General features: G+C 34.2%; 27 protein-coding genes and 1 riboswitch. Of the genes, 11 read left to right on the top strand and 16 right to left on the bottom strand.

Going from position 1 to position 19,913, the window contains the following annotated elements; translation table 11 throughout:
• Positions 1-19 precede the first annotated feature (19 nt).
• Positions 20-520 (bottom strand): phosphatidylglycerophosphatase A family protein, encoded by a 501-nt coding sequence (locus tag SPD48_RS07225; RefSeq protein WP_336257418.1) that lies wholly within the window; start codon positions 518-520, stop codon positions 20-22.
• A 156-nt stretch (positions 521-676) separates the two neighbouring features.
• Here SPD48_RS07225 and SPD48_RS07220 point away from each other — a divergent pair, with 156 nt between their 5' ends.
• The gene (locus tag SPD48_RS07220; protein ID WP_336257417.1) at positions 677-1,642 is read left to right on the top strand and encodes a 2-hydroxyacid dehydrogenase; all 966 of its coding nucleotides are present in this window, start codon (positions 677-679) and stop codon (positions 1,640-1,642) included.
• A gap of 44 nt (positions 1,643-1,686) precedes the next feature.
• Here SPD48_RS07220 and SPD48_RS07215 read toward each other — a convergent pair whose 3' ends face one another.
• The gene (locus SPD48_RS07215; RefSeq protein ID WP_336257416.1) at positions 1,687-1,947 is read right to left on the bottom strand and encodes a NifU family protein; all 261 of its coding nucleotides are present in this window, start codon (positions 1,945-1,947) and stop codon (positions 1,687-1,689) included.
• A gap of 295 nt (positions 1,948-2,242) precedes the next feature.
• On the opposite strand from SPD48_RS07215, the gene SPD48_RS07210 reads away from it, so the two are divergent.
• Positions 2,243-2,569 (top strand): YuzD family protein, encoded by a 327-nt coding sequence (locus tag SPD48_RS07210; protein ID WP_336257415.1) that lies wholly within the window; start codon positions 2,243-2,245, stop codon positions 2,567-2,569.
• 91 nt (positions 2,570-2,660) lie between these two features.
• The gene (locus SPD48_RS07205) at positions 2,661-3,017 is read left to right on the top strand and encodes a HesB/IscA family protein (RefSeq protein ID WP_336257414.1); all 357 of its coding nucleotides are present in this window, start codon (positions 2,661-2,663) and stop codon (positions 3,015-3,017) included.
• A 90-nt stretch (positions 3,018-3,107) separates the two neighbouring features.
• Here SPD48_RS07205 and SPD48_RS07200 read toward each other — a convergent pair whose 3' ends face one another.
• Positions 3,108-4,094, bottom strand: coding sequence for an NAD(P)/FAD-dependent oxidoreductase (locus tag SPD48_RS07200; RefSeq protein WP_336257413.1), 987 nt, complete (start codon positions 4,092-4,094; stop codon positions 3,108-3,110).
• Positions 4,095-4,379: 285 nt separating this feature from the next.
• Between SPD48_RS07200 and SPD48_RS07195 the strand changes: the two genes are divergently transcribed.
• Together SPD48_RS07195 and SPD48_RS07190 are read left to right on the top strand one after the other, a co-directional pair.
• The gene (locus SPD48_RS07195; protein ID WP_336257412.1) at positions 4,380-4,691 is read left to right on the top strand and encodes a YuiB family protein; all 312 of its coding nucleotides are present in this window, start codon (positions 4,380-4,382) and stop codon (positions 4,689-4,691) included.
• 137 nt (positions 4,692-4,828) lie between these two features.
• Positions 4,829-5,521, top strand: coding sequence for a 3D domain-containing protein (locus SPD48_RS07190; RefSeq protein WP_336257411.1), 693 nt, complete (start codon positions 4,829-4,831; stop codon positions 5,519-5,521).
• Positions 5,522-5,570: 49 nt separating this feature from the next.
• On the opposite strand, the gene SPD48_RS07185 is transcribed toward SPD48_RS07190, so the two are convergent.
• The 4 genes from SPD48_RS07185 to SPD48_RS07170 form a co-directional block, all read right to left on the bottom strand.
• Entirely contained in the window at positions 5,571-6,047 is a 477-nt protein-coding gene (locus tag SPD48_RS07185; protein ID WP_336257410.1) for a divergent PAP2 family protein, read from the bottom strand.
• A gap of 63 nt (positions 6,048-6,110) precedes the next feature.
• Positions 6,111-6,818: a purine-nucleoside phosphorylase gene (deoD, locus tag SPD48_RS07180; RefSeq protein ID WP_336257409.1), complete on the bottom strand. Its 708-nt coding sequence runs from the start codon at positions 6,816-6,818 to the stop codon at positions 6,111-6,113.
• Positions 6,819-6,836: 18 nt separating this feature from the next.
• Positions 6,837-7,223, bottom strand: a complete 387-nt coding sequence (kapB, locus tag SPD48_RS07175) for a sporulation phosphorelay system protein KapB (RefSeq protein WP_336257408.1) — start codon at positions 7,221-7,223, stop codon at positions 6,837-6,839.
• Positions 7,224-8,033: 810 nt separating this feature from the next.
• Entirely contained in the window at positions 8,034-8,276 is a 243-nt protein-coding gene (locus tag SPD48_RS07170) for a hypothetical protein (RefSeq protein ID WP_336257407.1), read from the bottom strand.
• 723 nt (positions 8,277-8,999) lie between these two features.
• Between SPD48_RS07170 and SPD48_RS07165 the strand changes: the two genes are divergently transcribed.
• Together SPD48_RS07165 and SPD48_RS07160 are read left to right on the top strand one after the other, a co-directional pair.
• Positions 9,000-9,215: a hypothetical protein gene (locus SPD48_RS07165; RefSeq protein WP_336257406.1), complete on the top strand. Its 216-nt coding sequence runs from the start codon at positions 9,000-9,002 to the stop codon at positions 9,213-9,215.
• A gap of 102 nt (positions 9,216-9,317) precedes the next feature.
• A complete protein-coding gene (locus SPD48_RS07160; protein ID WP_336257405.1) occupies positions 9,318-9,893 on the top strand; it encodes a superoxide dismutase family protein in 576 nt (191 codons plus the stop codon).
• A 36-nt stretch (positions 9,894-9,929) separates the two neighbouring features.
• On the opposite strand, the gene SPD48_RS07155 is transcribed toward SPD48_RS07160, so the two are convergent.
• The 3 genes from SPD48_RS07155 to SPD48_RS07145 all read right to left on the bottom strand — a co-directional run bounded on the left by SPD48_RS07155 (position 9,930) and on the right by SPD48_RS07145 (position 13,255).
• Entirely contained in the window at positions 9,930-11,102 is a 1,173-nt protein-coding gene (locus tag SPD48_RS07155) for a MalY/PatB family protein (RefSeq protein ID WP_336257404.1), read from the bottom strand.
• Between the two features lie 232 nt (positions 11,103-11,334).
• Positions 11,335-12,648, bottom strand: coding sequence for a glucose-6-phosphate isomerase (locus tag SPD48_RS07150; RefSeq protein WP_336257403.1), 1,314 nt, complete (start codon positions 12,646-12,648; stop codon positions 11,335-11,337).
• A 64-nt stretch (positions 12,649-12,712) separates the two neighbouring features.
• Positions 12,713-13,255 carry a thioredoxin family protein gene (locus SPD48_RS07145; RefSeq protein ID WP_336257402.1) on the bottom strand — a complete coding sequence of 181 codons (543 nt, stop codon included), beginning with the start codon at positions 13,253-13,255 and terminating at the stop codon, positions 12,713-12,715.
• A 191-nt stretch (positions 13,256-13,446) separates the two neighbouring features.
• On the opposite strand from SPD48_RS07145, the gene SPD48_RS07140 reads away from it, so the two are divergent.
• Positions 13,447-13,578, top strand: a complete 132-nt coding sequence (locus SPD48_RS07140) for a hypothetical protein (protein ID WP_336257401.1) — start codon at positions 13,447-13,449, stop codon at positions 13,576-13,578.
• A 328-nt stretch (positions 13,579-13,906) separates the two neighbouring features.
• On the top strand, positions 13,907-14,224 hold the full coding sequence (locus SPD48_RS07135) for a YolD-like family protein (RefSeq protein ID WP_336257400.1): 318 nt from the start codon (positions 13,907-13,909) through the stop codon (positions 14,222-14,224).
• Positions 14,225-14,621: 397 nt separating this feature from the next.
• On the opposite strand, the gene SPD48_RS07130 is transcribed toward SPD48_RS07135, so the two are convergent.
• Together SPD48_RS07130 and SPD48_RS07125 are read right to left on the bottom strand one after the other, a co-directional pair.
• Entirely contained in the window at positions 14,622-14,789 is a 168-nt protein-coding gene (locus SPD48_RS07130; protein WP_336257399.1) for a hypothetical protein, read from the bottom strand.
• Between the two features lie 319 nt (positions 14,790-15,108).
• Entirely contained in the window at positions 15,109-15,468 is a 360-nt protein-coding gene (locus SPD48_RS07125; RefSeq protein ID WP_336257398.1) for a YybH family protein, read from the bottom strand.
• A gap of 230 nt (positions 15,469-15,698) precedes the next feature.
• Here SPD48_RS07125 and SPD48_RS07120 point away from each other — a divergent pair, with 230 nt between their 5' ends.
• Positions 15,699-15,917, top strand: coding sequence for a hypothetical protein (locus tag SPD48_RS07120; protein ID WP_336257397.1), 219 nt, complete (start codon positions 15,699-15,701; stop codon positions 15,915-15,917).
• 45 nt (positions 15,918-15,962) lie between these two features.
• Here the strand turns inward: SPD48_RS07120 and SPD48_RS07115 are convergent, their stop codons facing one another.
• A complete protein-coding gene (locus tag SPD48_RS07115) occupies positions 15,963-16,472 on the bottom strand; it encodes a DUF3231 family protein (RefSeq protein ID WP_336257396.1) in 510 nt (169 codons plus the stop codon).
• 269 nt (positions 16,473-16,741) lie between these two features.
• Positions 16,742-16,880: riboswitch (FMN riboswitch) on the top strand.
• Between the two features lie 159 nt (positions 16,881-17,039).
• On the opposite strand from SPD48_RS07115, the gene SPD48_RS07110 reads away from it, so the two are divergent.
• Positions 17,040-17,624: an ECF transporter S component gene (locus SPD48_RS07110; RefSeq protein WP_336257716.1), complete on the top strand. Its 585-nt coding sequence runs from the start codon at positions 17,040-17,042 to the stop codon at positions 17,622-17,624.
• Between the two features lie 106 nt (positions 17,625-17,730).
• Here the strand turns inward: SPD48_RS07110 and SPD48_RS07105 are convergent, their stop codons facing one another.
• From SPD48_RS07105 to SPD48_RS07095, 3 genes are read right to left on the bottom strand one after another with little or no spacing between them, the layout of a single operon-like run.
• Complete coding sequence (locus SPD48_RS07105) at positions 17,731-18,510, bottom strand: NRDE family protein (RefSeq protein WP_336257395.1); 780 nt, start codon at positions 18,508-18,510, stop codon at positions 17,731-17,733.
• An 18-nt stretch (positions 18,511-18,528) separates the two neighbouring features.
• Positions 18,529-18,906 (bottom strand): hotdog fold thioesterase, encoded by a 378-nt coding sequence (locus SPD48_RS07100; RefSeq protein ID WP_336257394.1) that lies wholly within the window; start codon positions 18,904-18,906, stop codon positions 18,529-18,531.
• A 27-nt stretch (positions 18,907-18,933) separates the two neighbouring features.
• Positions 18,934-19,869: a 1,4-dihydroxy-2-naphthoate polyprenyltransferase gene (locus SPD48_RS07095; protein ID WP_336257393.1), complete on the bottom strand. Its 936-nt coding sequence runs from the start codon at positions 19,867-19,869 to the stop codon at positions 18,934-18,936.
• Positions 19,870-19,913 lie beyond the last annotated feature (44 nt).

The following is a 19,913-nucleotide window of genomic DNA, read 5'->3' as shown; positions in this document are numbered from 1 at the left end:
AACTAATCTTAAGCTTTTTTTAATCGATAATATCACCCGCAGATGAATGGGCGAGACGACTGGAGGCAGCTGCTGCTATCGCGCCAACAATATCGTCTAAGAAAGTATGAACATTGCCGTCTGTATGGTCATTTAATTTTTTCAGAATTCCCGGCTTTTGTTTGTCGATATAGCCATAACTAGTGAAACCAATTGATCCATATACATTGACTATCGAAAAAGCAATGACTTCATCTATACCATAAAGTCCTTCATCACGATGGATAATATCTTGTAAAGGCTCACTCAGTTTATTTTCTTCCGCCAATTTATCAAGCTGGATCCCTGTTAAAATGGCATGTTGAACTTCTCTTTTAGAAAGAACACGATTCACATTATGGATACAAACTTCCATACTTAAATTTTCAAAATACCCTGATTGTAAATAATAAACCAATTCTGCAATATCGTTGATCGTTACGCCTCTGTCTTCTAACCATTCACGAGCAACTCTTTCTAATTCGCTTTGCTTTTCCTGCATGCATTTCACCACTCTCTCTCAACAATAAGGATGGAAAAATAACCGTTAAATTATACCATATGTACAGTTTAGCACGGATATTCTTAACTTGGAACTGTTTAGTTATAAGGAGCTATGGTAAAATGGGAGCAAATGATTATAGAAGAGGTGGGCATAGTGGGCAAGCCAAAAATCTATATTACGAGAAAAATTCCAGAACATTTACTAAGTCCTTTTAATGACCGATATGAGATTAATATGTGGAAAGATGAAAAAACACCTATACCTGAAGAAATATTGTTTGAAAGAGTAAAAGAGGCAGACGGTTTACTATGCTTATTAACTGAAAAAATTGATCGGAAATTTATTGAACATGCTTCTCATTTAAAAATTATCGCAAACATGGCAGTTGGTTATGATAATATTGATGTAGCTGCAGCGAAGAACAAAAAAATAATTGTGACGAATACACCTGATGTATTAACAGAGACGACAGCTGATTTAACTTTTGCTCTCCTAATGGCTACCGCAAGAAGATTAATTGAAGCGACTAACACTATTTATCATGACGAGTGGGGAGATTGGTCTCCATTTATGCTTGCTGGTACAGATATTCATCATAAAACAATTGGAATTGTTGGTATGGGACGTATTGGGGAAGCGGTTGCCAGAAGAGCTAAAGGATTTCAAATGAATGTTTTATACCATAATCGGACTAGGAATATACATGCAGAACGACAACTTCAAGCTACATATGTTTCGTTTGATAAACTATTGGAGGAGTCTGATTTCGTCGTTTCATTAGTACCTTTAACAGAAGAAACAACGAACTTATTTAACCAAAATGCATTTCAAAAAATGAAGGAGTCGGGAATTTTTATTAATGTGTCACGTGGTGGGGTAGTGGATGAAGATGCACTTACTGAGGCATTGAAACAAAAGACAATACGAGCGGCAGGTCTTGATGTGTTTAAAAATGAACCAATTAATTCAGCACAACCGCTTACAAAATTAAAAAACGCTGTATTATTACCTCATATTGGTTCAGCTTCTGTTACTACAAGAGAGAATATGCTGACCTTATGCTTGGAAAATATTGACCTTGTTTTTCAAGGTAAGACCGCTAAAACTCCTGTTTACTAAAAAAATAAAATGGCAGACTTTAAATTGTCTGCCATTCCATAAATTTAGAATACTTGTTCAATTTCGGTAACGCCTGGTACTTCTGTAGTTAATGCTCGTTCGATACCTGCTTTTAACGTAATTGCAGAGCTTGGACAATTACCACATGCTCCCATTAAACGTAACTGAACAACACCATTTTCATCTACGTCAATCAATTCAACGTCTCCACCATCACGTAGTAGAAATGGACGTAATTTATTTAAGACTTCTTGAACTTGTTCTTTCATTTTTGTATTTCTCCTCCCCAGATAATGTAAAAACATTATAGGCAAACATGATATATTATATGAAGTAAATAATTATAAAGTTAATCTACTTTTATTTTAGCTTCTTTCTCTCTTTTTGTAAACGAAAAGAATTCAAATAACTAATAGGATGAATCAGTTATTCCTTTTAATTTTTAATTAAGCTATACTATTTTTGTTTAACTGAACGAATTACATTACAGATTAAATTAATATCTAATATGACGAAAAATTATTCGAAGTTATTAATGTAGTAAAATGATGATAAATCGTCCCACGTAAGAATAAATATAAATGGAAGGGAGAAGGACGAATGAAATCACCACTTCAAATAACAGTGTATGGACGTAAAGAAATATGTCCAAGTTGCGTTGGGGCACCTGGTTCATGGGATACGTTTGAATGGTTACAAGCAGCTATCGGTCGTAAATTTGGTGTGGAAAAATTTCGTTACACATATATTGATATGGATCAAAAGCAAAGCGATGATAAACATAGAGAGTTCATTGAACATATCATAGAAGAAGATAGATTTTATCCTGTATTACTAATGAATAACGAAATAATTGCTGAAGGAAATCCTAATCTAAAAACTGTTTTTAATGTGATTGAATCTTATGGTATTCAGCCGATTAACTAAATATTTTACGTATCAATTATTTGAACGAAGATTAATCAGTTTGTATACTTAATATAAGACGGTTGAAATATTCAAAAAGGAGGTTGTAACATTGGTTATTTCAATTACAGATAATGCTCAAAAGCAGATAAAAGAAATGATGAAAGATGAAACGAAAGAGAGTAAACTACGTTTTGGTATAAAAGGCGGAGGATGTAGCGGACTTTCCTATTCTCTTGGGTTTGATGATAAGGTGAATGAAGAACTAGACTCCGTTTTTGAAATAAATGAAATTCCGGTAGTTATTTTTAAACAAGATATACCAATTATCGAAAATACAGAAATTGATTTTAAACAGAACATGATGGGTGGAGGATTCAGCATTAACAATCCAAATGCAATTGTTTCCTGTGGTTGCGGATCTTCTTTCCGAACGAAAGATAAAGTAGGTACACCTGGTGATTGTTAATTTACAAGCGTAGAGCTTTCGTTTTAGTACAGTATGAATAAAAAAGAATCTGACCGCAAGGAGCGAGCAGATTCTTTTTATCTTCGTTTTTTAAAACATACTTGTTGAATGTCGTGGTTGAATTCTTGCTTTTGGATTCATATATTGCATAGCATTATTGATTGCAGTAGGACCTTCTCCGAATCCAGTAGCAATCAGTTTTACTTTGCCCTCATACGTATTGATATCCCCAACTGCATAAATTCCTGGTATATTTGTTTCCATTTTAGAATTTACAATGATGCTGTTGCGTTCAATTGTTAATCCCCAGTCTGCAATTGGTCCAAGTCTTGAAATAAACCCATAATTACAGATCACAGAATCAACATCCATTTTAATAATTTTTTCGCCTCTTGTTTCCTGAAAGACAAGTCGTTCAATTTTGTCTTCTCCTTCAATATCTGTAGGAACAAAAGGAGTTAAAATATCAACTGAAGAATTATTTAATTGATGGATACTACCTTCATGTGCTCTAAATTCATCCCGACGGTGAACGAGAGTGACTTTTTTAGCAATCGGCTCAAGCATAAGAGCCCAATCCACTGCAGAGTCTCCACCACCTAATATAACGACATTCTCATCTTTAAATTGATTCATATCGTTAACAAAATAATGCAAACTATTTCCTTCAAATTTTTCGCAACCTTTAATATTTAGTCGTCTAGGTTCGAATGCTCCATTCCCGGCAGTAATAATGATCACTCTTGATAAATGGACCTCATTTGTATGAGATGTTAATTTAAATGTGCCATCCTCTAATTTTTCCACCATTTCAATCGACTGACCGAGTACTAACGTTGAATCAAACAGTTTGAGCTGCTCTTCCAAATTATTTACTAGTTCTTGCGCACGAATTTTAGGAAATCCTGCCACATCATAAATGTATTTCTCTGGATAAAGAGCTGTTAATTGTCCACCTGTATGAGGTAAACTCTCAATTATTTTTACACTTGCTTGACGCATTCCACCATAAAAAGCAGTAAACAACCCTGCTGGACCTGCTCCAATAATTGTAATATCATATATTTTATCTGTCATCGTTTTCCCTCCACACTATAACGACAATTCTACCTTATTTTTATTTTATCATAAACAGATAAGCCTTCAAAAAGGCCATAACCTTATAAAAAGTAATTTTATGCTCATTAAACTGTTCACAATTTATATTTGTTTTCCTAAAATAAAATCGCTTGTCTTTGCTTTTTTTGTAATCTAACTATAAAATTAGTATGAGATTATCGAGAAGATTAATAAATTTACCGAATAACTGGCACCTCCTTCGTGGCAGTTTTCGTTATGTTACGCTTGAAAGGGGAAAATTCATTGATTCAATTAATCGTATCTATGGTATTATACTTTGTTATTTTTTTTGGAATAGCCTTTATTTTAAATATGCTGTTAAGAAGGACTTGGCTGATGGCAATTCTCTATCCATTCGTTATTGCGCTAATTGTTGGAGATAGTAGCATAGGAGATTATTTTACTTCGCCGGGTGAGGCATTTTCAAGTACGTTTTCTAAAATGACATCATTGGCACTAGTTGATATCGTTATTTTGTCGTCTGGATTAGTTGGGACGATTGTGTCGGGAATCGTCATTAAATTTTTACGAAAAAGTGGTTATCAGATGTTTTAAATTAGTAAAAATAAGGGTAAATACCCTGAAATTAGGACGGTATTATTAATAATCTATTACTATTAGATTAAAATTTGTTAAAACATGAATAGATATCTACCTTAATGGAAATGATGATTTTCAGAGAGGTGTTATAAATGTCTATTCTAAAACTAATGTATAGGGCTATACTTTTACTACTATTTATTGGTGCCGTATACACAACCATTAGTTCTATTTCGAATGTAACTATTTTTGATGTAAAGGAAAGCTTTGCATTAGAAATCACGGAAGAGAGTATTGACAATACAGATAATGTTAAAGAAAGACAGTTTCATTTACCTAAAAAACATTTAAACCAGTTAATGGAAAGAAAAGAGTACATTTCAAGTGAAGAAATTGCGGAACCAAAAACATTAGAAGAGGCGATTGATTTTGGTCAATACCCAAGTGCTACTGTTACTGCAACAGGTTATACGGCAGGGGTTGAATCAACTGGTAAATCACCTGATCACCCCGAATATGGAATAACGTATTCTGGGATAAAAGTAAAAAGAGATTTATATTCTACTATTGCAGCTGATTTATCTGTATTTCCTTTAGGGACCATCTTATATATCCCTGATTATGGCTACGGCGTAGTTGCAGATATTGGTGGAGCAATAAAAGGAAATAAAATAGATCTATATTTTGATACTGTTGAAGAAGTATATTCAAAATGGGGAAAAAAAGAATTAGAAGTGTATATTGTAAAACAAGGAAATGGAACTATTACTGAAACAGAGCTGGAAGTACTGAATAACAATGAAACCTTACAAGTTTTTAGAGAACAATTTAACTTGGAATCATAAGTTTACATAAGAAAAGACCTATCGAATTAGAGATAGATCTTTTTTTTGCTTAGAAAAGTGGATAAATTAAAAACGCAATTCCGATACCGGTTAGTGCACCAACAAATACTTCAATTGGCTTATGTCCTAAAAGGGTTTTTAATTCAGCTATTTTTTCGTATTCAGCTTTGTCATGCCAGTGAGACGCTTCGTCTATAAATTTTTGAAAGTCTTTAACGAGTTGATTTAAAATGATCGCATGCTCTCCAGCTTCTCGTCGTACGCCCGATGCATCGAACATAGTAATGATACTAAAGACGAAAGCAATCGCAAAAGGAATCGATTGAACTCCTTCTGATATTCCGATCGCTGTTGTTAATGCAGAGACAGCAGCTGAATGGCTGCTTGGCATACTACCTGTTCCAAACACAAGTCCTGGTGTAAACTCTCTCGTGACAATAAATTGAATTGGAACTTTGACAACTTGCGCAAATAAAATTGCAGCTAGTGCTGAAACTAACGGGAAATTTGTAAATAATTGAGCCAACTGATACACCACCCTCTCACTGAACGCATAACTTCTTGCATGAAACGTCAGTTAGTTTAAAAATTACTTTATCGCTGTTTCTAATGCAAGTTCCATCATTTCCTGGAAGGACGTTTGTCTTTCTTCAGAGGTTGTCTGTTCCCCGGTAATGACATGGTCAGAAGCTGTTAAAATAGATAGAGCTTCACGATCATATTTGGCTGCCAAAGTATAAAGTGCTGTTGTTTCCATTTCCACAGCCAGCACATTGTAACGTGCTAATAATGCATTAAGTTCTTCTCCGTTATCTCGGTAAAATATATCACTTGTAAACACATTGCCCACATGAGTTTTTAATCCTTTTTCCTTAGCGATATCATGGGCGGTCTTAAGCAAATTAAAATTTGCCAAAGGTGCGTAATCAATACTGCCAAAAGTCTGGCGATTTATCTGTGAATCAGTCGTTGATCCTTGGGCTAAAATAACATCACGGACTTTCACATCTTCTTTCATTGCTCCGCAAGTTCCAACCCGAATTAATCGCTTCACATCATATTCCGTAATTAGCTCATTTACGTAAATGGAGATAGATGGCACTCCCATTCCAGAACCTTGAACCGAAATACGCTCTCCCTTATATGTCCCCGTAAATCCATACATTCCTCTTACTTCGTTGTATTGAACAACGTCTTCAAAAAAATTCTCCGCAATAAACTTTGCACGTAGTGGATCTCCTGGAAGCAAAATCGTTTCTGCGATATCTCCTTTTTTTGCACCAATATGTATACTCATCCTTATTCGCTCCTTCTATTAATGAAAAATTTTATTATAATAGTGTTCTTCTAAATCACTAATCCTTGAGAGAGAAAGATTACCGAATTCCGAATCTAGCTCTTGTAACTGTTTTTTCATTCTTTCTACTGCAATTTTTAAAGAGTCTGCATAATTCGGTATTTCTCCCTCATAAAGTTGCGTGTCTCTTTTACGCGCATTCATTTTTTCTTCAAAAGCGAGTGCTTTTCTCTCATGGAAGGCCACTCCATTCACTTGACCTCGGTTATGAAGATCACCTTGAGTTGGGTGTTCTAACACAGCAAGCACTTTTACAAGATAAAAGTTCCTTTTATCTTCTAACATTTCACCTATGTATGTACCAGAATTATACCGTGTTTTTACGATATCTCCAATGTTTATCACTAAGGATATTCCTCCTTTTAGAAGTACTTATTACTCTTATTGTTACAAAAATACAATGGTATGTCTAGTGGTTCGCAAAGCTAGTTATATCAATAGTTTTGAATTTCAAAATATAATTAGCCCTAAAAGAAGTAGCCCTGATAATTACCGATTTCAAATTTCTGTGGCGTTGAAAATGTATTAAAAGACGTTAATAAATCATTAAAGAATAAAACTGATCCACTAGTAGGTTAGAACTAACAAATTCTAACTTTACGACGACAGACGGAAAAGTATTTTTTCAAATGGATCTGGCTAGAGACTAGACTCAGATAACGAAAAGTTCGTCAAAAATGGAACTATTTCACCTTGAGTCTATACCGCAAGGAGGTAACAGCCTCAAAACAACACCGGTACAGCTATACAACTAGATCATCTTGATGTAAACGTAAGAGTTTGGAGTGTTATTAGTTGTGAAGCAATAGATCATTTTGGACGTGGAGGAGGTAGACATTTATATAGTCGATCTACAAACTTCACTAAATGTTAACTCAGGAAGATATGTTGAAATGATTAACAAATTGAGGGAAGGATATTAAGAATATGGAAGTATCACAAAATAGTTTGTAATTAACCGCAAAGTGGTTTTTTAAAAATAAATCTAGAGGAATATAAAATTCACTCTAGATTTTTTGTCGCACATATTAAAAATAAGTTGCTTGTTAAATATAATATTATTGAGGTTCAGGAAAACGAACCTTTCACTAAACTTAATAAATTAATATGAAGGATCGAGTCTCATTGCTAAGAGTAAGGGATTATAATCCACTATTAGCGAGAATAATGCTGCAATTCGGGATCCATTCTGTGTTGCATTCCTTGTTGCATTCCGTGGTGCATACCATGGTGCATTTCGTGGTGCATGCCATGGTGCATTTCATGGTGCATACCATGGTGCATTTCATGGTGCATACCATGGTGCATTTCATGGTGCATACCATGGTGATAGTGATGATGGTGATGATGGTGCACATGTCTTGTTTCATTACGTTGACGTGATTCTTCACCGTTCATTGCTTTCACTCTCCTTTTGAATAAATATTAATCTAACTAATTACATGTTATGACACTAGTTTAATAAAGGCGCCTGTCTATTTTGGGGATTTCCCATAAATTGATTAAAACTGAGAATTAAATAAATGAAGGATTTTTAAATGGATTAAATGTAGCTTCCTTACGGGAAACTATAAAATGGATAATCTTTACGAAAATTTTGGAAGGAAAAAGTGGCACTTTATTTATTAAATGTTTCGATTACATTTCCGAGAACCAAAGCATATAGCTGATTGGGATATAATACACTTTTGATAGAGGAAAAACCTCCTACTCTTATCATTGCAAAACGCTAGTAATATTACGCTTGCAGTGATAAGGGTTAATTTTTTATGTGAAAAGACCGATGTAGATGCAATTCGTTTATATTAAATCTACTCAGGTAGTATTTTTATTTAGTCTTAAAAGCCAGCCCAAATTATATTCATTTTCTTGCTTCTTCTTGCGTTATGGACTATTTTATAGAAATCGCTATAAGTGATGGTACAAAAGACTTTCCCGATGTAATATAAAATTTGTTGCCACTATAAGATTATAGTGTGATAAAATACAAGCAACTTTCTAATAAGATTAGTTTTAAATGGACATCTATGACTAAAATATAACAAATTTACGAAAAATATCTTGTTTCGTTAAATAAAAAGACAACATTTGATATAATGTAGGAAAGGACGTGATGTTTAGATGTTTATGGAGTTTTTATATTTTCCCGAAGATAAGTCAGAATATATACCTGCTTTTATAATGCTAGTTATCTTTATGATTGGTGCCCTTGCAACAATGTACTTATTTTACAAAAAATCAAAAAAAGAAGAAAGGTTTTTTGAAGAAAAGTATGATTTAAACAACCAATTTATTGACCAAGATGATAAAAGCAACAACTTTAAAGACTCTCATTAAAGAGTTTTTTTCATTTATAAAAAACATTTACTATAGATTAAAAACGGTTCTAATGGCATATACTAAAGATTCTAGATGAAAGAAGCAAAAGGAGTTATCCGTATGCGTTTCACGATGATTATCTTTAGTATATTTTTTTTAACTGCTTGTCAGTTTACATCACAGCCTAAAACGGCAAAAACGGTAGATATGTATAATAAAGACGGAGATATGGTTGGTACTGCTAAGTTAACGGAAGATCCGGATGGTGTAAAGATTGCTCTTAAGGTAGAGGGACTTACTCCAGGGTTTCATGGGGTCCATGTACATGAAATAGCTAAATGTACAGCCCCTGATTTTAAAAGTGCAGGAAATCATTTTAATCCTGAGAAGAAAAAACATGGCTTACTCAATCCTAAAGGGCCACATATTGGCGACCTTCCAAACATAGAGGTTGATACTAATGGAAAAGTAGACACTGAATTAACCATTAAAGATGCAACATTGTTAAATGGTAAAAATTCACTAATAGAAAGTGGGGGAACATCGCTTGTAATAACGAGTGAAGCAGATGATGGGATGACCCAAATTAGTGGAGACTCAGGTGAACGGATTATTTGTGGAGAAATTAAGGAGAAAAAAGGGGAAGTCGATAAAGAAAAACCGTCAGATCCAACTGATAAGAAAGAAAAAAAGTGACGTATTACTTCCGTCACTTTTTAAAATGAAATTTTATTAAATTTTGTTTACCGCTTGGACAATTCGGTTTACACCTTCACGCAAAGTTTCCTTTGGGCATGCAATATTAATACGCATAAAATGTTCGCCATCTTTTCCATAAGCAGAGCCAGGATTTAAACCGACTTTTGCCTGTTCAATCATAAATGTTTGTAAATCTTTATCACTTAAGTTTAATTTTTTACAATCGATCCACAATAGATAGGTCGCTTCAGAGTCAATGACGTTTAATTTCCCATTTGTTTCATTTTCTAAGACCGTTCGAACATACTTTTTATTATCTTCAATTACGTCCATTAACTCGCTAAGCCAAGCTGCTCCGTGGGTATATGCCGCTTCCATAGCAATAACACCCATTGTGTTTAACATACTAAAACCTTGTTGAGCAAGATCACGATTGATGATCATTCTTTTTTTCGGATCAGGTGTAACTAAAAAAGAAGCTTGTAATCCTGCTAAATTAAATGTTTTGGTAGGGGACATACATGTGATCGTTTGTTTACTTATTTCTTCTGACAAAGAAGCGACAGGAATATGTTTATAGTCGTTAAATACTAAATCTGCATGAATTTCATCTGCTAAAATAAGTACATTATATTTTAAACAAAGTCTAGCCATTTCGAGTAATTCGTCTTTTGTCCATACTCTTCCAACAGGATTATGAGGAGAGCATAAGATAAATGCTTTAACCCCTAGTTTTAATTTCTCTTCAAAGTCTTTAAAGTCAATTTCATATTTTTCACCATTAAAAACTAGCGAATTTTCTACTACTTCGCGCTTCCCATTTCGGATAATATTGAAAAACGGCGTATACACGGGAGTTTGCAATAAAATCTTATCATTTTCCTCGGTGAAAGATTGAATGGCAATATGTAAACTTGTAATAACACCAGGGCTAAAAGAAAGCCAGTTTTTGTTAATATTCCAGTCATGTTGCTTTTCGACCCAGTTCACCACTTTTTCTTGAATTTCATCATTGATTACGGTATAACCGTAAATTCCATGTTCAGCACGTTTTTTTAGGGCTTCATTTACCTCTTTAGGCGCTTTAAAATCCATATCAGCAACCCACATAGGCAATACATCTTCCGTTTTAAACACTGCTTGAAGATGATCCCATTTGTAAGAGTGAGTATGTTTTCGATCATACACTGTATTAAAATCTACCATCTTTTTTTCCTCCTTACTTTCAGTTATTAATTATTATAAAGAAGTTAATCGCAAAAAACGACTATTGTAGAATAGGCTTTATAAAAAAGGGCAAAAAAAGAGCAAAGCGATTACCGCTTTGCCTACAGGGGGAATACGAGAAAGTCTTACACTACTAAGTATACCCAGGTATTTTTATTTTAAACAAAAATTTAAAAGTTTTTTTAAGAAAGTATTAAATGTTATTTTCTTATTAATTATTTGGTTTTCCAAGAAGGCGGAACATATTAGTTTTATATGCTTCTACACCAGGTTGGTCAAAAGGATTAACTCCTAATAAATATCCGCTAATTGCACAAGATTTTTCGAAGAAATATACGATATAGCCAAATGTAAATGCATCTAATTCAGGAAGAGTGATAACAAAATTAGGGACCCCTCCATCTGTGTGAGCGAGCAATGCACCTTCAAATGCTTTTTTATTTACTTCATCAACGGTTTTTCCAGCCAAATAATTTAGACCATCCATATCTTGTTTTTCCAGTTCGATGGTGATATCTTTACGCGACTTTTCCACTTGTAGAATCGTTTGGAAAAGATGTCGTTCTCCTTCCTGGATGTATTGTCCAAGAGAGTGAAGATCGGTTGAAAAACTGGCTGCGGCCGGGAAGATACCTTTTCCGTTTTTTCCTTCACTTTCACCAAATAGTTGTTTCCACCACTCCTGAAAATAATGGAAACGTGGTTCATAACTTATAAGGAGTTCAATAAGCTTTCCATCTTGATATAGTAGATTACGAAGCGCAGCATACTGGTATGCTGGGTTTGAATCTAAGTCTGGAGAAGCTAATTCGGTCATTGCCAATTTCGCGCCTTCCATCATACTTTCAATTGATATGCCGCTAACAGCGATTGGCAATAATCCAACTGCAGTTAATACCGAATACCTTCCCCCAACATCATCTGGAATAATAAAGGATTCATACTCTTCTTGGTCAGCTAAACTCTTTAATGCTCCAGACTCCTTATCAGTTGTCACGTAAATACGTTTTCTTGCTTCGATTTGACCATATTTATTTTCTAAAAACTTTTTGAAAATACGAAAGGCAATTGCAGGCTCTGTCGTTGTTCCACTTTTAGAAATAACGTTAATGGATATATCTTGGTCACCGATAATGTCAAAAAGTTCATCCATATATGTAGCACTTATATGATGTCCGACAAAAATTATTTTTGGAACTCTTCGTTGTTCTTTTGATAGCTCATTTTGAAAGGAATGAGTAAGTAATTCAATGGCTGCTCTAGCACCTAAATAGGATCCACCGATACCAATAACGAGTAAAATATCGCTATCTTTTTGAATTTGTTTCGCAGAGGCTTGAATCCTGCTGAATTCTTGCTTATCGTACGAATTCGGTAAATTTAGCCATCCAAGATAGTCACTGCCTAATCCTGTTTTATTATGTAGTTGTTCGTGGATAGAATGAACATCTGATTTCATTTCTGACAATGTTTGTTGGTTAATAAATGAATTAGTTTTACTATAATCAAAACGAATATGTGTCACTATTACTTCCTCCAAGTTAGTATGCCGGGACCGCTTCTTCACAGTCCCAACAAATATGTTAGCCTTACAGTAATGTTTTTTTCATATCTTCATAAACATAATTCCAAATTTCTTTATCTGTAGTGAATTTGTTTCCGATTTCATCAACATATTTTTGAAATGCTTCTTTGTATCCTGGACTCTCTTTATCTGGAATATCTTGTTTTAATTCTGATACATATGACTCAACTTCTGGAGCCATTGGTCCCCACTTAGCAATTTCATTTCCTTCGTTATCGATAAAAATAACAATTGGGATATAACGTTTGTCGTTAGTTAAATAACGATCCATCACTTCTAAATTTTCATCACGTCGTAAAAAACGAATCGGAATGCCGGCTTCTTCAACGATATTTAGTAGGATTGGTATGTCTAACATACAATGTCCACACCATACTTCGGCAAGTACAAGTGTGCGGATGTTTTCCTTAGAATGCAATGTAGATTTATCATCATCTGGGATTGTAAAATTATTATAAATAGTCATGAATGAATCTCGGTGTTTGTCTAAGGAAGACATATATTCTTCTTTAGTAATTCCTCGTTCAAACCAAGTATTTAAATCCATTTGTAATTACACTCCTTTTTTTAATCGATTACATACTAATAGTTTACCTAAAGAGTAGGTAAACGTAAATATTTACTACTTACTAATTTCTACGCTAGATGATTGTACGATAATTTATAAGCAATCAGGATTTAATGCAGATCATGGAAGTTTATGTAGAAAGTGAAACTAGAAGGCGCAGGTGAAGTTTCATGAAGGAATTATTGAATAATGACCCGTTTAAGTATTATTGGTCATACGATTTCAAAGAATTTTTAGACGCAAATGACAAAAATAACTGGTTAATTCGAATTTTACAAACACAAGAAAAGTATATAGGATAAAACGATCTAATTTTGGCTTAATCGGGTCGGAGTTATTTTTTATCCTTTTCATCATTTTTCCAGTAGTAAAGAAACGTTTGTTCTCATATAATAATTTTATAGGAGGGGAACAAATGTACGTAATGAATTGTTGAAATATGTAAAGCGTAATAGAACTTTAATCATTATATATATTGATGATAAAGGAATGGTGACGAAAAGAATTGTAAAAGTGTTTAAAATGAATAGTACTACTTTTTACAGTTTACTGTTACTTACGTGATGCTAGACGAACGTTTAAAATAAATAATTTGTTAACGGCCGTTCCTCTAATGAAAGGGGTGGTAATATGAAAGTCAACGATAGAGGTACGATAAAGTGGACAGCATTAATGCTACCAGAGCATGTAGAGATGCTTAATAAAATGTGGGAGGAACAGGAATATAAATATATGCCTGAACTGGATGAACAACAGATTGCAGAAAATAGTTTCCTGCTACAAGAAGCACTAGCTAACGATTTGGAAATTAAAATAAAATATTATAAAGATCATGATCATAAAATAATTGTTGGCTATTTATTGCATGTTGATATTTTAAATAAGAAATTATATTTAAAGGATATTGAAATAAAAATTGAAAACATTATAGAAGTAACAATTTTATAATTAACGAGGACTTTAAATTGAATTAGGATGTGATCAATGGAAATATAATAGTGAAGTATATCCCATCTTTCGTAGATGGAATTTATACGGTTATTAAAGAAAAAACAAATGCATCAGTGAAAATTAGGTTCTCTGAATGAGATCTATTCAGTTGAATGTGCCGGATGTGGAAATACAGATCGATTGTAACGGTGAGAAAGTAAGTAAAAATAAACCTTCCAAGGAATAATGTATGTACAAAAATTCAAACATTTCAGAGATACTCATACAGAAATGTATAAGGATATGCGAGAGGAACAATTTGAATAAATATCTGTTTTATAGCATTTATCATAATGATAATGAAAAAGAAAGTATTAGTACAAGTGAAGGAACGAATAGAGAAAGGAAGAAAACATTAATCCTCCTTTTCCCCGAAATTTAAACCGTTTAATTTACTTGAAATTTCTTTCAGTATATCGTTTCGTTCTCTCTGGGCGTTAATTAAGCTAATTGCAAACCAAATAATAAATACGAAAATGGCAATATAAATTAACAATGGAATTAATGAAAATAAAGAAAACATGTGGCACCTCCTTTTAATATTGGAAATTATAACATAGTAGCAGAAGTGATCCAATGGAAATCAAGACAAATATATACCATCCAGTATATAATAACCATTCGAAGAGTTTATTCCAATTCATAAATTGTGGAATCAGATAAAGGCTCTTTTCTATGTTCTAAGCGGTGCTAGGTTTTGAAATTTTGTCTTAGAAATCAACTATATGTATCGTTTTTATATTATCTAACTTCATGTTTCGAAATTTAATGTCACAGTCCGATTAAAAGTGAAGGATTAAAAAATTTAAAAAATATCTACTAATAAAAAACGTCTCCTAAATTCATTTGGGTAATGGACTTAAATGTTCGTGGATAAGCAGCCATTCATCGGATTCTTTGACGAAGATATTTGTGGCTCTTCCACGACCACTTGCATATTTTCTATTAATATAGCCTTCATAAAAAAATGTATAAGTACAAGTTGCTGAGTCCCTTCCAGTAAATAGCCAATTCACGTCTTGCGCTGCATAACTTTCATTTTCAATAACGGACCAAGTGCGTTCAAAGAATTTTTGTATTTCTTCATGCGACGAACAAGTCTTATCACTAAAAAAATATACTGCATTAGGGTGTAGTAACTTTTTTACCTCATTGAAATTGTGGGTATTAGTTGCCTCTATATACTCATTGAGAATATCCATTATTTCACTCCTTAATTATTGTAGTTTAATTTTACCACTTCTAATTAAGTGTTGCATAATACGCATAAAAAGCGAAGGACTGTTTGATTAATGAAAAGGTGCATACGTGAACCAACGGGCATAATGGGAATGAAAGAGAGTTTGCTCCAATTTGTTATAAAAAGCATCAGCGAGAGTTGGTTGCAGCAGAATTTGAAAGAAATCAAATGATGTTTGAAAAGATGGTTTGAGTGGAGTATGAAGATCAATATGACGGTACTAGAATGATTTACAGAACTCATAATGACACGGAAGTAGTGGCAATCGAAGTAACTATCGAATGTCCACATTGCGGTCATAGCTGGCAAGGTGATCAGAGGGTTGTATACGGTGAAACATATGAAATAACTTGTGGTGAGGAACATGCTTTACTAGATCAAGGATGTAAAAAAAATTTAAATGCACTTTAATGAAGATTAAAAAAAGCCAGGATACCTCCTAGCTTTTGAACCTTATTATTTGTCTGGAGTATTCAAATGGAGGGGCGGAGGAACTAACCACCCTTTTTCTTTATTTAACTTTAGCACTTTTGCTCCAAACATGGCCTTATTCGTATGAAATTGACCAAACATTAAACCAATATCTTCACGAATAGATTGACCTATTATAGTACTGCAGGCTACTAGCCCTTTCGCTGAGTTCATTGATAACATAGCAGCTATTTCTTGGTCAGCAAAACGAGCACCTGCCGGAATTTCTTCTAAATTTGAAACTGGACGTTCCGGTGGAGCTGGAGGCAGCGCTACACCATTGGCTTTTAATAACTCCTCAATTTGTTCACTTTCAGCTGTAGCTTCTTGAATAGCTTCTTCAAGAAGTTTCTTTAAATCACCATCACCCGTGTGATTGATTAAAGTTTGATACGTGGCGATCATGCCCTTTTCTCCAAAAAGGTATGTCCAAGTTGCAGAAACTTCACCATAATGCATTGGTTCGTCTTGGGGATTGCCGCTTAATATTCCCATAATCTCACTCCTTTAGTTTATCAATAGTCGTTATATCAAATCTTAGTGTGTGTTTATATTTCTGGATTATTCATATTAGTATAGGAATAAATATACAGCACGAATTATAAGCGAAAAAAAGACGAGATCGCTCTCGATACACCTAACACGAAACATGGGGGCCGTCTTGAGAAAAGCGCCTAAAATTACAGCTCTGTAAATGGACAAAGTTTTTAGTTCTTGCAATTCCTGCTTACTTCGGCTATATTGGAAGTATAATTAAATATCGTTTCCATTTTCGGGGCAGGGTGAAATTCCCGACCGACGGTAAATAGCAGTTGCTAAAGCCCGTGACCCGCTATGTATATAGTGGTTGATTTGGTGAAAATCCAAAGCCGACAGTTACAGTCTGGATGGGAGAAGATGAAGCTTATAGGCGCAATTTATTTTTGTGCTTAAATTTCCTTATGAAATCATGCCCTAAAACTATTTGTTTTAGGGCTTTATTATTTGAAGAGATACATAAGGAAGAAGCTTATCCTTCATCATTGTTGATGGAACGATATAGGATGAAGGAGGAGAACGATGATGCAGATTAATAATCGCTCATCAAAGTTAGTTAAACTTGTTGTTTTAGCATTACTTGCTACTGTATCGCTCGTTTTATTTTTTATTAGTTTTCCATTACCATTACTACCACCTTATTTGAAGGTAGATTTTAGTGATGTGCCTGCTCTAATTGCAGCGTTGATCTTTTCACCATTAGCAGGAGTGCTCGTCGTATTTATGAAAAATGCCCTTTATTTTGTCGCATCAGGGGCCACTGATCCGATTGGTGTAGTAGCTAATTTTATTGCTGGAACCCTTTATATTTTACCAGTTGCGTATTTATATCATAAATACCGCGGTGTGAAAAGTGTTATTTCAGGTTTGGTAATTGGTACGGCTGCGATGGCAATCGTTATGAGTGTTTTAAATTATCTACTTATCCTTCCGGCATATGCTTGGCTGATGGGATGGGAAATGAATGATACGATAAAATGGGCATCGGTAATTGGCGGTGTGTTACCTTTTAACTTTGTAAAAGGGATTATTGTCAGTATGTTATTTGTGCCTGTATTTATAAAATTAAGACAATGGATTGAACAAAAACGAATGGAAGTTGCAAGTTAATTAATTGAAATAATCCCGCTAGATGAATATATCATCGGCGGGATTTTATGATTTAACGTAAAAAACATATGTAGATTTAATCAGTAGAACCTTGAAGATGTTGTAACTATATCAGGTTTCTATTTTTTATTTGAAATGAAAATGCATTTTCTTTCAAAAAGGTACCTTGTCGATATGTTCGCTCAATAAATGTAACATGGTTTTCTTTTGTAACGAGGATGACGGTAGAACATCTAGTTCCATAATCGTCTGTTTTTATAAAAACAGGTGATAACTGCCTCTCTAATTGTAGACCAACTCCCGTATTAGGCAACTCCTCGTCTATCGCTTTTTCATTGTTTTGCAGTTGAGAAAATAATATATTGGGATCGATCACGCTTTGTTCTAAAGCATATTCCCGTAACATATTTCTAGCTTGATTAACCTTTGGCCAAGATGTATTTAATAAATGATTGCTTATCGAATGGGTGCCTGGATTCACCTCAATAATATCGTCTTGCCTGTTGCCATAATAATATAAAGTATCCATGTTTCCAACAAGAATATTAAACCCATTGTAGACATCTTTTTTCTTTCGTAAGTCTTCCAAAAATTCAGGTCCTGATTGATTTCCTGTTAAATAGGAAGTAACAATATGACCTCTCGACGTTTTACCTTCTTTTTCATTTGCAGGATCTCGGTAATTTGTAAGTGCGGCAAATTTCCCGTCCTTCGTCATCCCAAGCCATGTACCCATCTCTTTTAAATCACGGCCAGCTACAATCTGAGGATGATCCTCCCAGAAATAGGCTTCTTTTGTTGGACGGGCATAAAATTCATCGCGGTTTGCTGCTACAATTAATTTATAATGAGGATGCTCATTTAGGTGAAAACTGATAATACACATACTAACGCGTCCTTTTTCCTATTTCTTTTTTACAACTCCAAGCGTACAACGAGAAACACAGATTAATTTATCCTGTTCATCTTTAATTTTAATATCCCAGACCATAGTCGTTCTTCCGATATGAAGAGGAGTTGCTGTAGCAGTAACCATTCCATCTTGTTTACTTCGAACATGGTTAGCGTTAATTTCCATACCGAAAACTGCCTCGTTTTCCTGATCGATATTTAAAAATCCTCCTACACTTGCAACTGTTTCGGCAAGTAAAACACTTGCTCCGCCATGTAAATATCCAGCCGGCTGGTGTGTTCGATGATCAACTGGCATTGTCATAACTACTTTATCTTTTTCTAATAGGATGGTCTCAATCCCTAGAGCTTCCATAAGTGTGCTATTCAAATGAATCGTCCCCTTTACTTATATGAATTAAAATATCTTACTAATAATTAATGAAATACCAAGTAAAAATCCATATAATGAGTTTGTTTTCCCTGTAGCAACCATTGCTGGCATCATTTCAATCGGTGTCGTTTTCCCACGAAATCCAATGATTACATCCCATGCTTTTTTGATGCTAATAAGTGTAATAAAAGACCAGACCGGAAGCATGCCGATAATGATTAAAATCGCCGTCATACTATATGCGATGAAAAAAAGGCTTGCTAAAAAGATGATTGCATTTTTACGGCCAATTAATATAGCAATGGTTTTTCTCCCACTTACTTTATCTCCATCTAAATCTCTAATATTATTTGCAAGTAATATGGCTCCAATAAAAATGGCGATTGGTATTGAAATTAACACTACTTCTTTAGTAATCATAAGTGTTTGAATATAATAGCTAATCGCAATAATAACTGTGCCCATTAACAATCCGGCAAATAGTTCACCAAAAGGAGTATACGCGATTGGTATAGGGCCCCCTGTATAAAGATAGCCAATAACCATAGATGCCGCACCAATTACAGCAATCCACCAACTTGACTCGATACAAATATATACTCCAAGTAGAATAGCGATGCCAAAAAAGATGAATGCTAAATTTAAAACCGTTTTTGGAGCAACTCCATCTCGAACAATCGTACCTCCAATACCGACCGACTTATCTGTATCTAAACCACGAACATAATCATAATACTCATTAAACATATTCGTAGCGGCTTGAATTAAGATGGATGCAACTAACATCGCGATAAATAAACCTGTATGAAACGTATTATTTTGAATAAGGGCGTACATTGTTCCTACAAAAACAGGAACAAAAGAGGCTGTTAACGTATGTGGTCGTAATAAACGCCACCAAACCTGCAACCCATCCCTTTCATTTAATGCTTCTTTAATGTCTGTTTTATCTGAACTCATACTAATCTCCTTAACTGTAATCGTATTGTAAACTTATTATCATC

Source organism: Pseudogracilibacillus sp. SE30717A (genome assembly GCF_037071985.1).
Taxonomy (GTDB): domain Bacteria; phylum Bacillota; class Bacilli; order Bacillales; family Amphibacillaceae; genus Pseudogracilibacillus.
This window is presented reverse-complemented; position numbering and strand designations above follow the sequence as displayed.

Excerpts from the sequence above, each read along its gene's own strand:
- SPD48_RS07210 (WP_336257415.1), top strand. The coding sequence starts at position 2,243 with ATGAAATCACCACTTCAAATAACAGTGTATGGACGTAAAGAAATATGT.
- SPD48_RS07160 (WP_336257405.1), top strand. The coding sequence starts at position 9,318 with ATGCGTTTCACGATGATTATCTTTAGTATATTTTTTTTAACTGCTTGT.
- deoD (WP_336257409.1), bottom strand. The coding sequence starts at position 6,818 with ATGAGTATACATATTGGTGCAAAAAAAGGAGATATCGCAGAAACGATT.
- SPD48_RS07225 (WP_336257418.1), bottom strand. The coding sequence starts at position 520 with ATGCAGGAAAAGCAAAGCGAATTAGAAAGAGTTGCTCGTGAATGGTTA.
- SPD48_RS07155 (WP_336257404.1), bottom strand. The coding sequence starts at position 11,102 with ATGGTAGATTTTAATACAGTGTATGATCGAAAACATACTCACTCTTAC.
- SPD48_RS07170 (WP_336257407.1), bottom strand. The coding sequence starts at position 8,276 with ATGAACGGTGAAGAATCACGTCAACGTAATGAAACAAGACATGTGCAC.
- SPD48_RS07105 (WP_336257395.1), bottom strand. The coding sequence starts at position 18,510 with ATGTGTATTATCAGTTTTCACCTAAATGAGCATCCTCATTATAAATTA.
- SPD48_RS07095 (WP_336257393.1), bottom strand. The coding sequence starts at position 19,869 with ATGAGTTCAGATAAAACAGACATTAAAGAAGCATTAAATGAAAGGGAT.
- SPD48_RS07145 (WP_336257402.1), bottom strand. The coding sequence starts at position 13,255 with ATGGATTTAAATACTTGGTTTGAACGAGGAATTACTAAAGAAGAATAT.
- SPD48_RS07130 (WP_336257399.1), bottom strand. The coding sequence starts at position 14,789 with ATGTTTTCTTTATTTTCATTAATTCCATTGTTAATTTATATTGCCATT.
- SPD48_RS07135 (WP_336257400.1), top strand. The coding sequence starts at position 13,907 with ATGAAAGTCAACGATAGAGGTACGATAAAGTGGACAGCATTAATGCTA.
- SPD48_RS07115 (WP_336257396.1), bottom strand. The coding sequence starts at position 16,472 with ATGGGAATATTAAGCGGCAATCCCCAAGACGAACCAATGCATTATGGT.
- SPD48_RS07140 (WP_336257401.1), top strand. The coding sequence starts at position 13,447 with ATGAAGGAATTATTGAATAATGACCCGTTTAAGTATTATTGGTCATAC.
- SPD48_RS07110 (WP_336257716.1), top strand. The coding sequence starts at position 17,040 with ATGCAGATTAATAATCGCTCATCAAAGTTAGTTAAACTTGTTGTTTTA.
- SPD48_RS07200 (WP_336257413.1), bottom strand. The coding sequence starts at position 4,094 with ATGACAGATAAAATATATGATATTACAATTATTGGAGCAGGTCCAGCA.
- SPD48_RS07125 (WP_336257398.1), bottom strand. The coding sequence starts at position 15,468 with ATGGATATTCTCAATGAGTATATAGAGGCAACTAATACCCACAATTTC.
- SPD48_RS07190 (WP_336257411.1), top strand. The coding sequence starts at position 4,829 with ATGTCTATTCTAAAACTAATGTATAGGGCTATACTTTTACTACTATTT.
- SPD48_RS07215 (WP_336257416.1), bottom strand. The coding sequence starts at position 1,947 with ATGTTTTTACATTATCTGGGGAGGAGAAATACAAAAATGAAAGAACAA.
- SPD48_RS07165 (WP_336257406.1), top strand. The coding sequence starts at position 9,000 with ATGTTTATGGAGTTTTTATATTTTCCCGAAGATAAGTCAGAATATATA.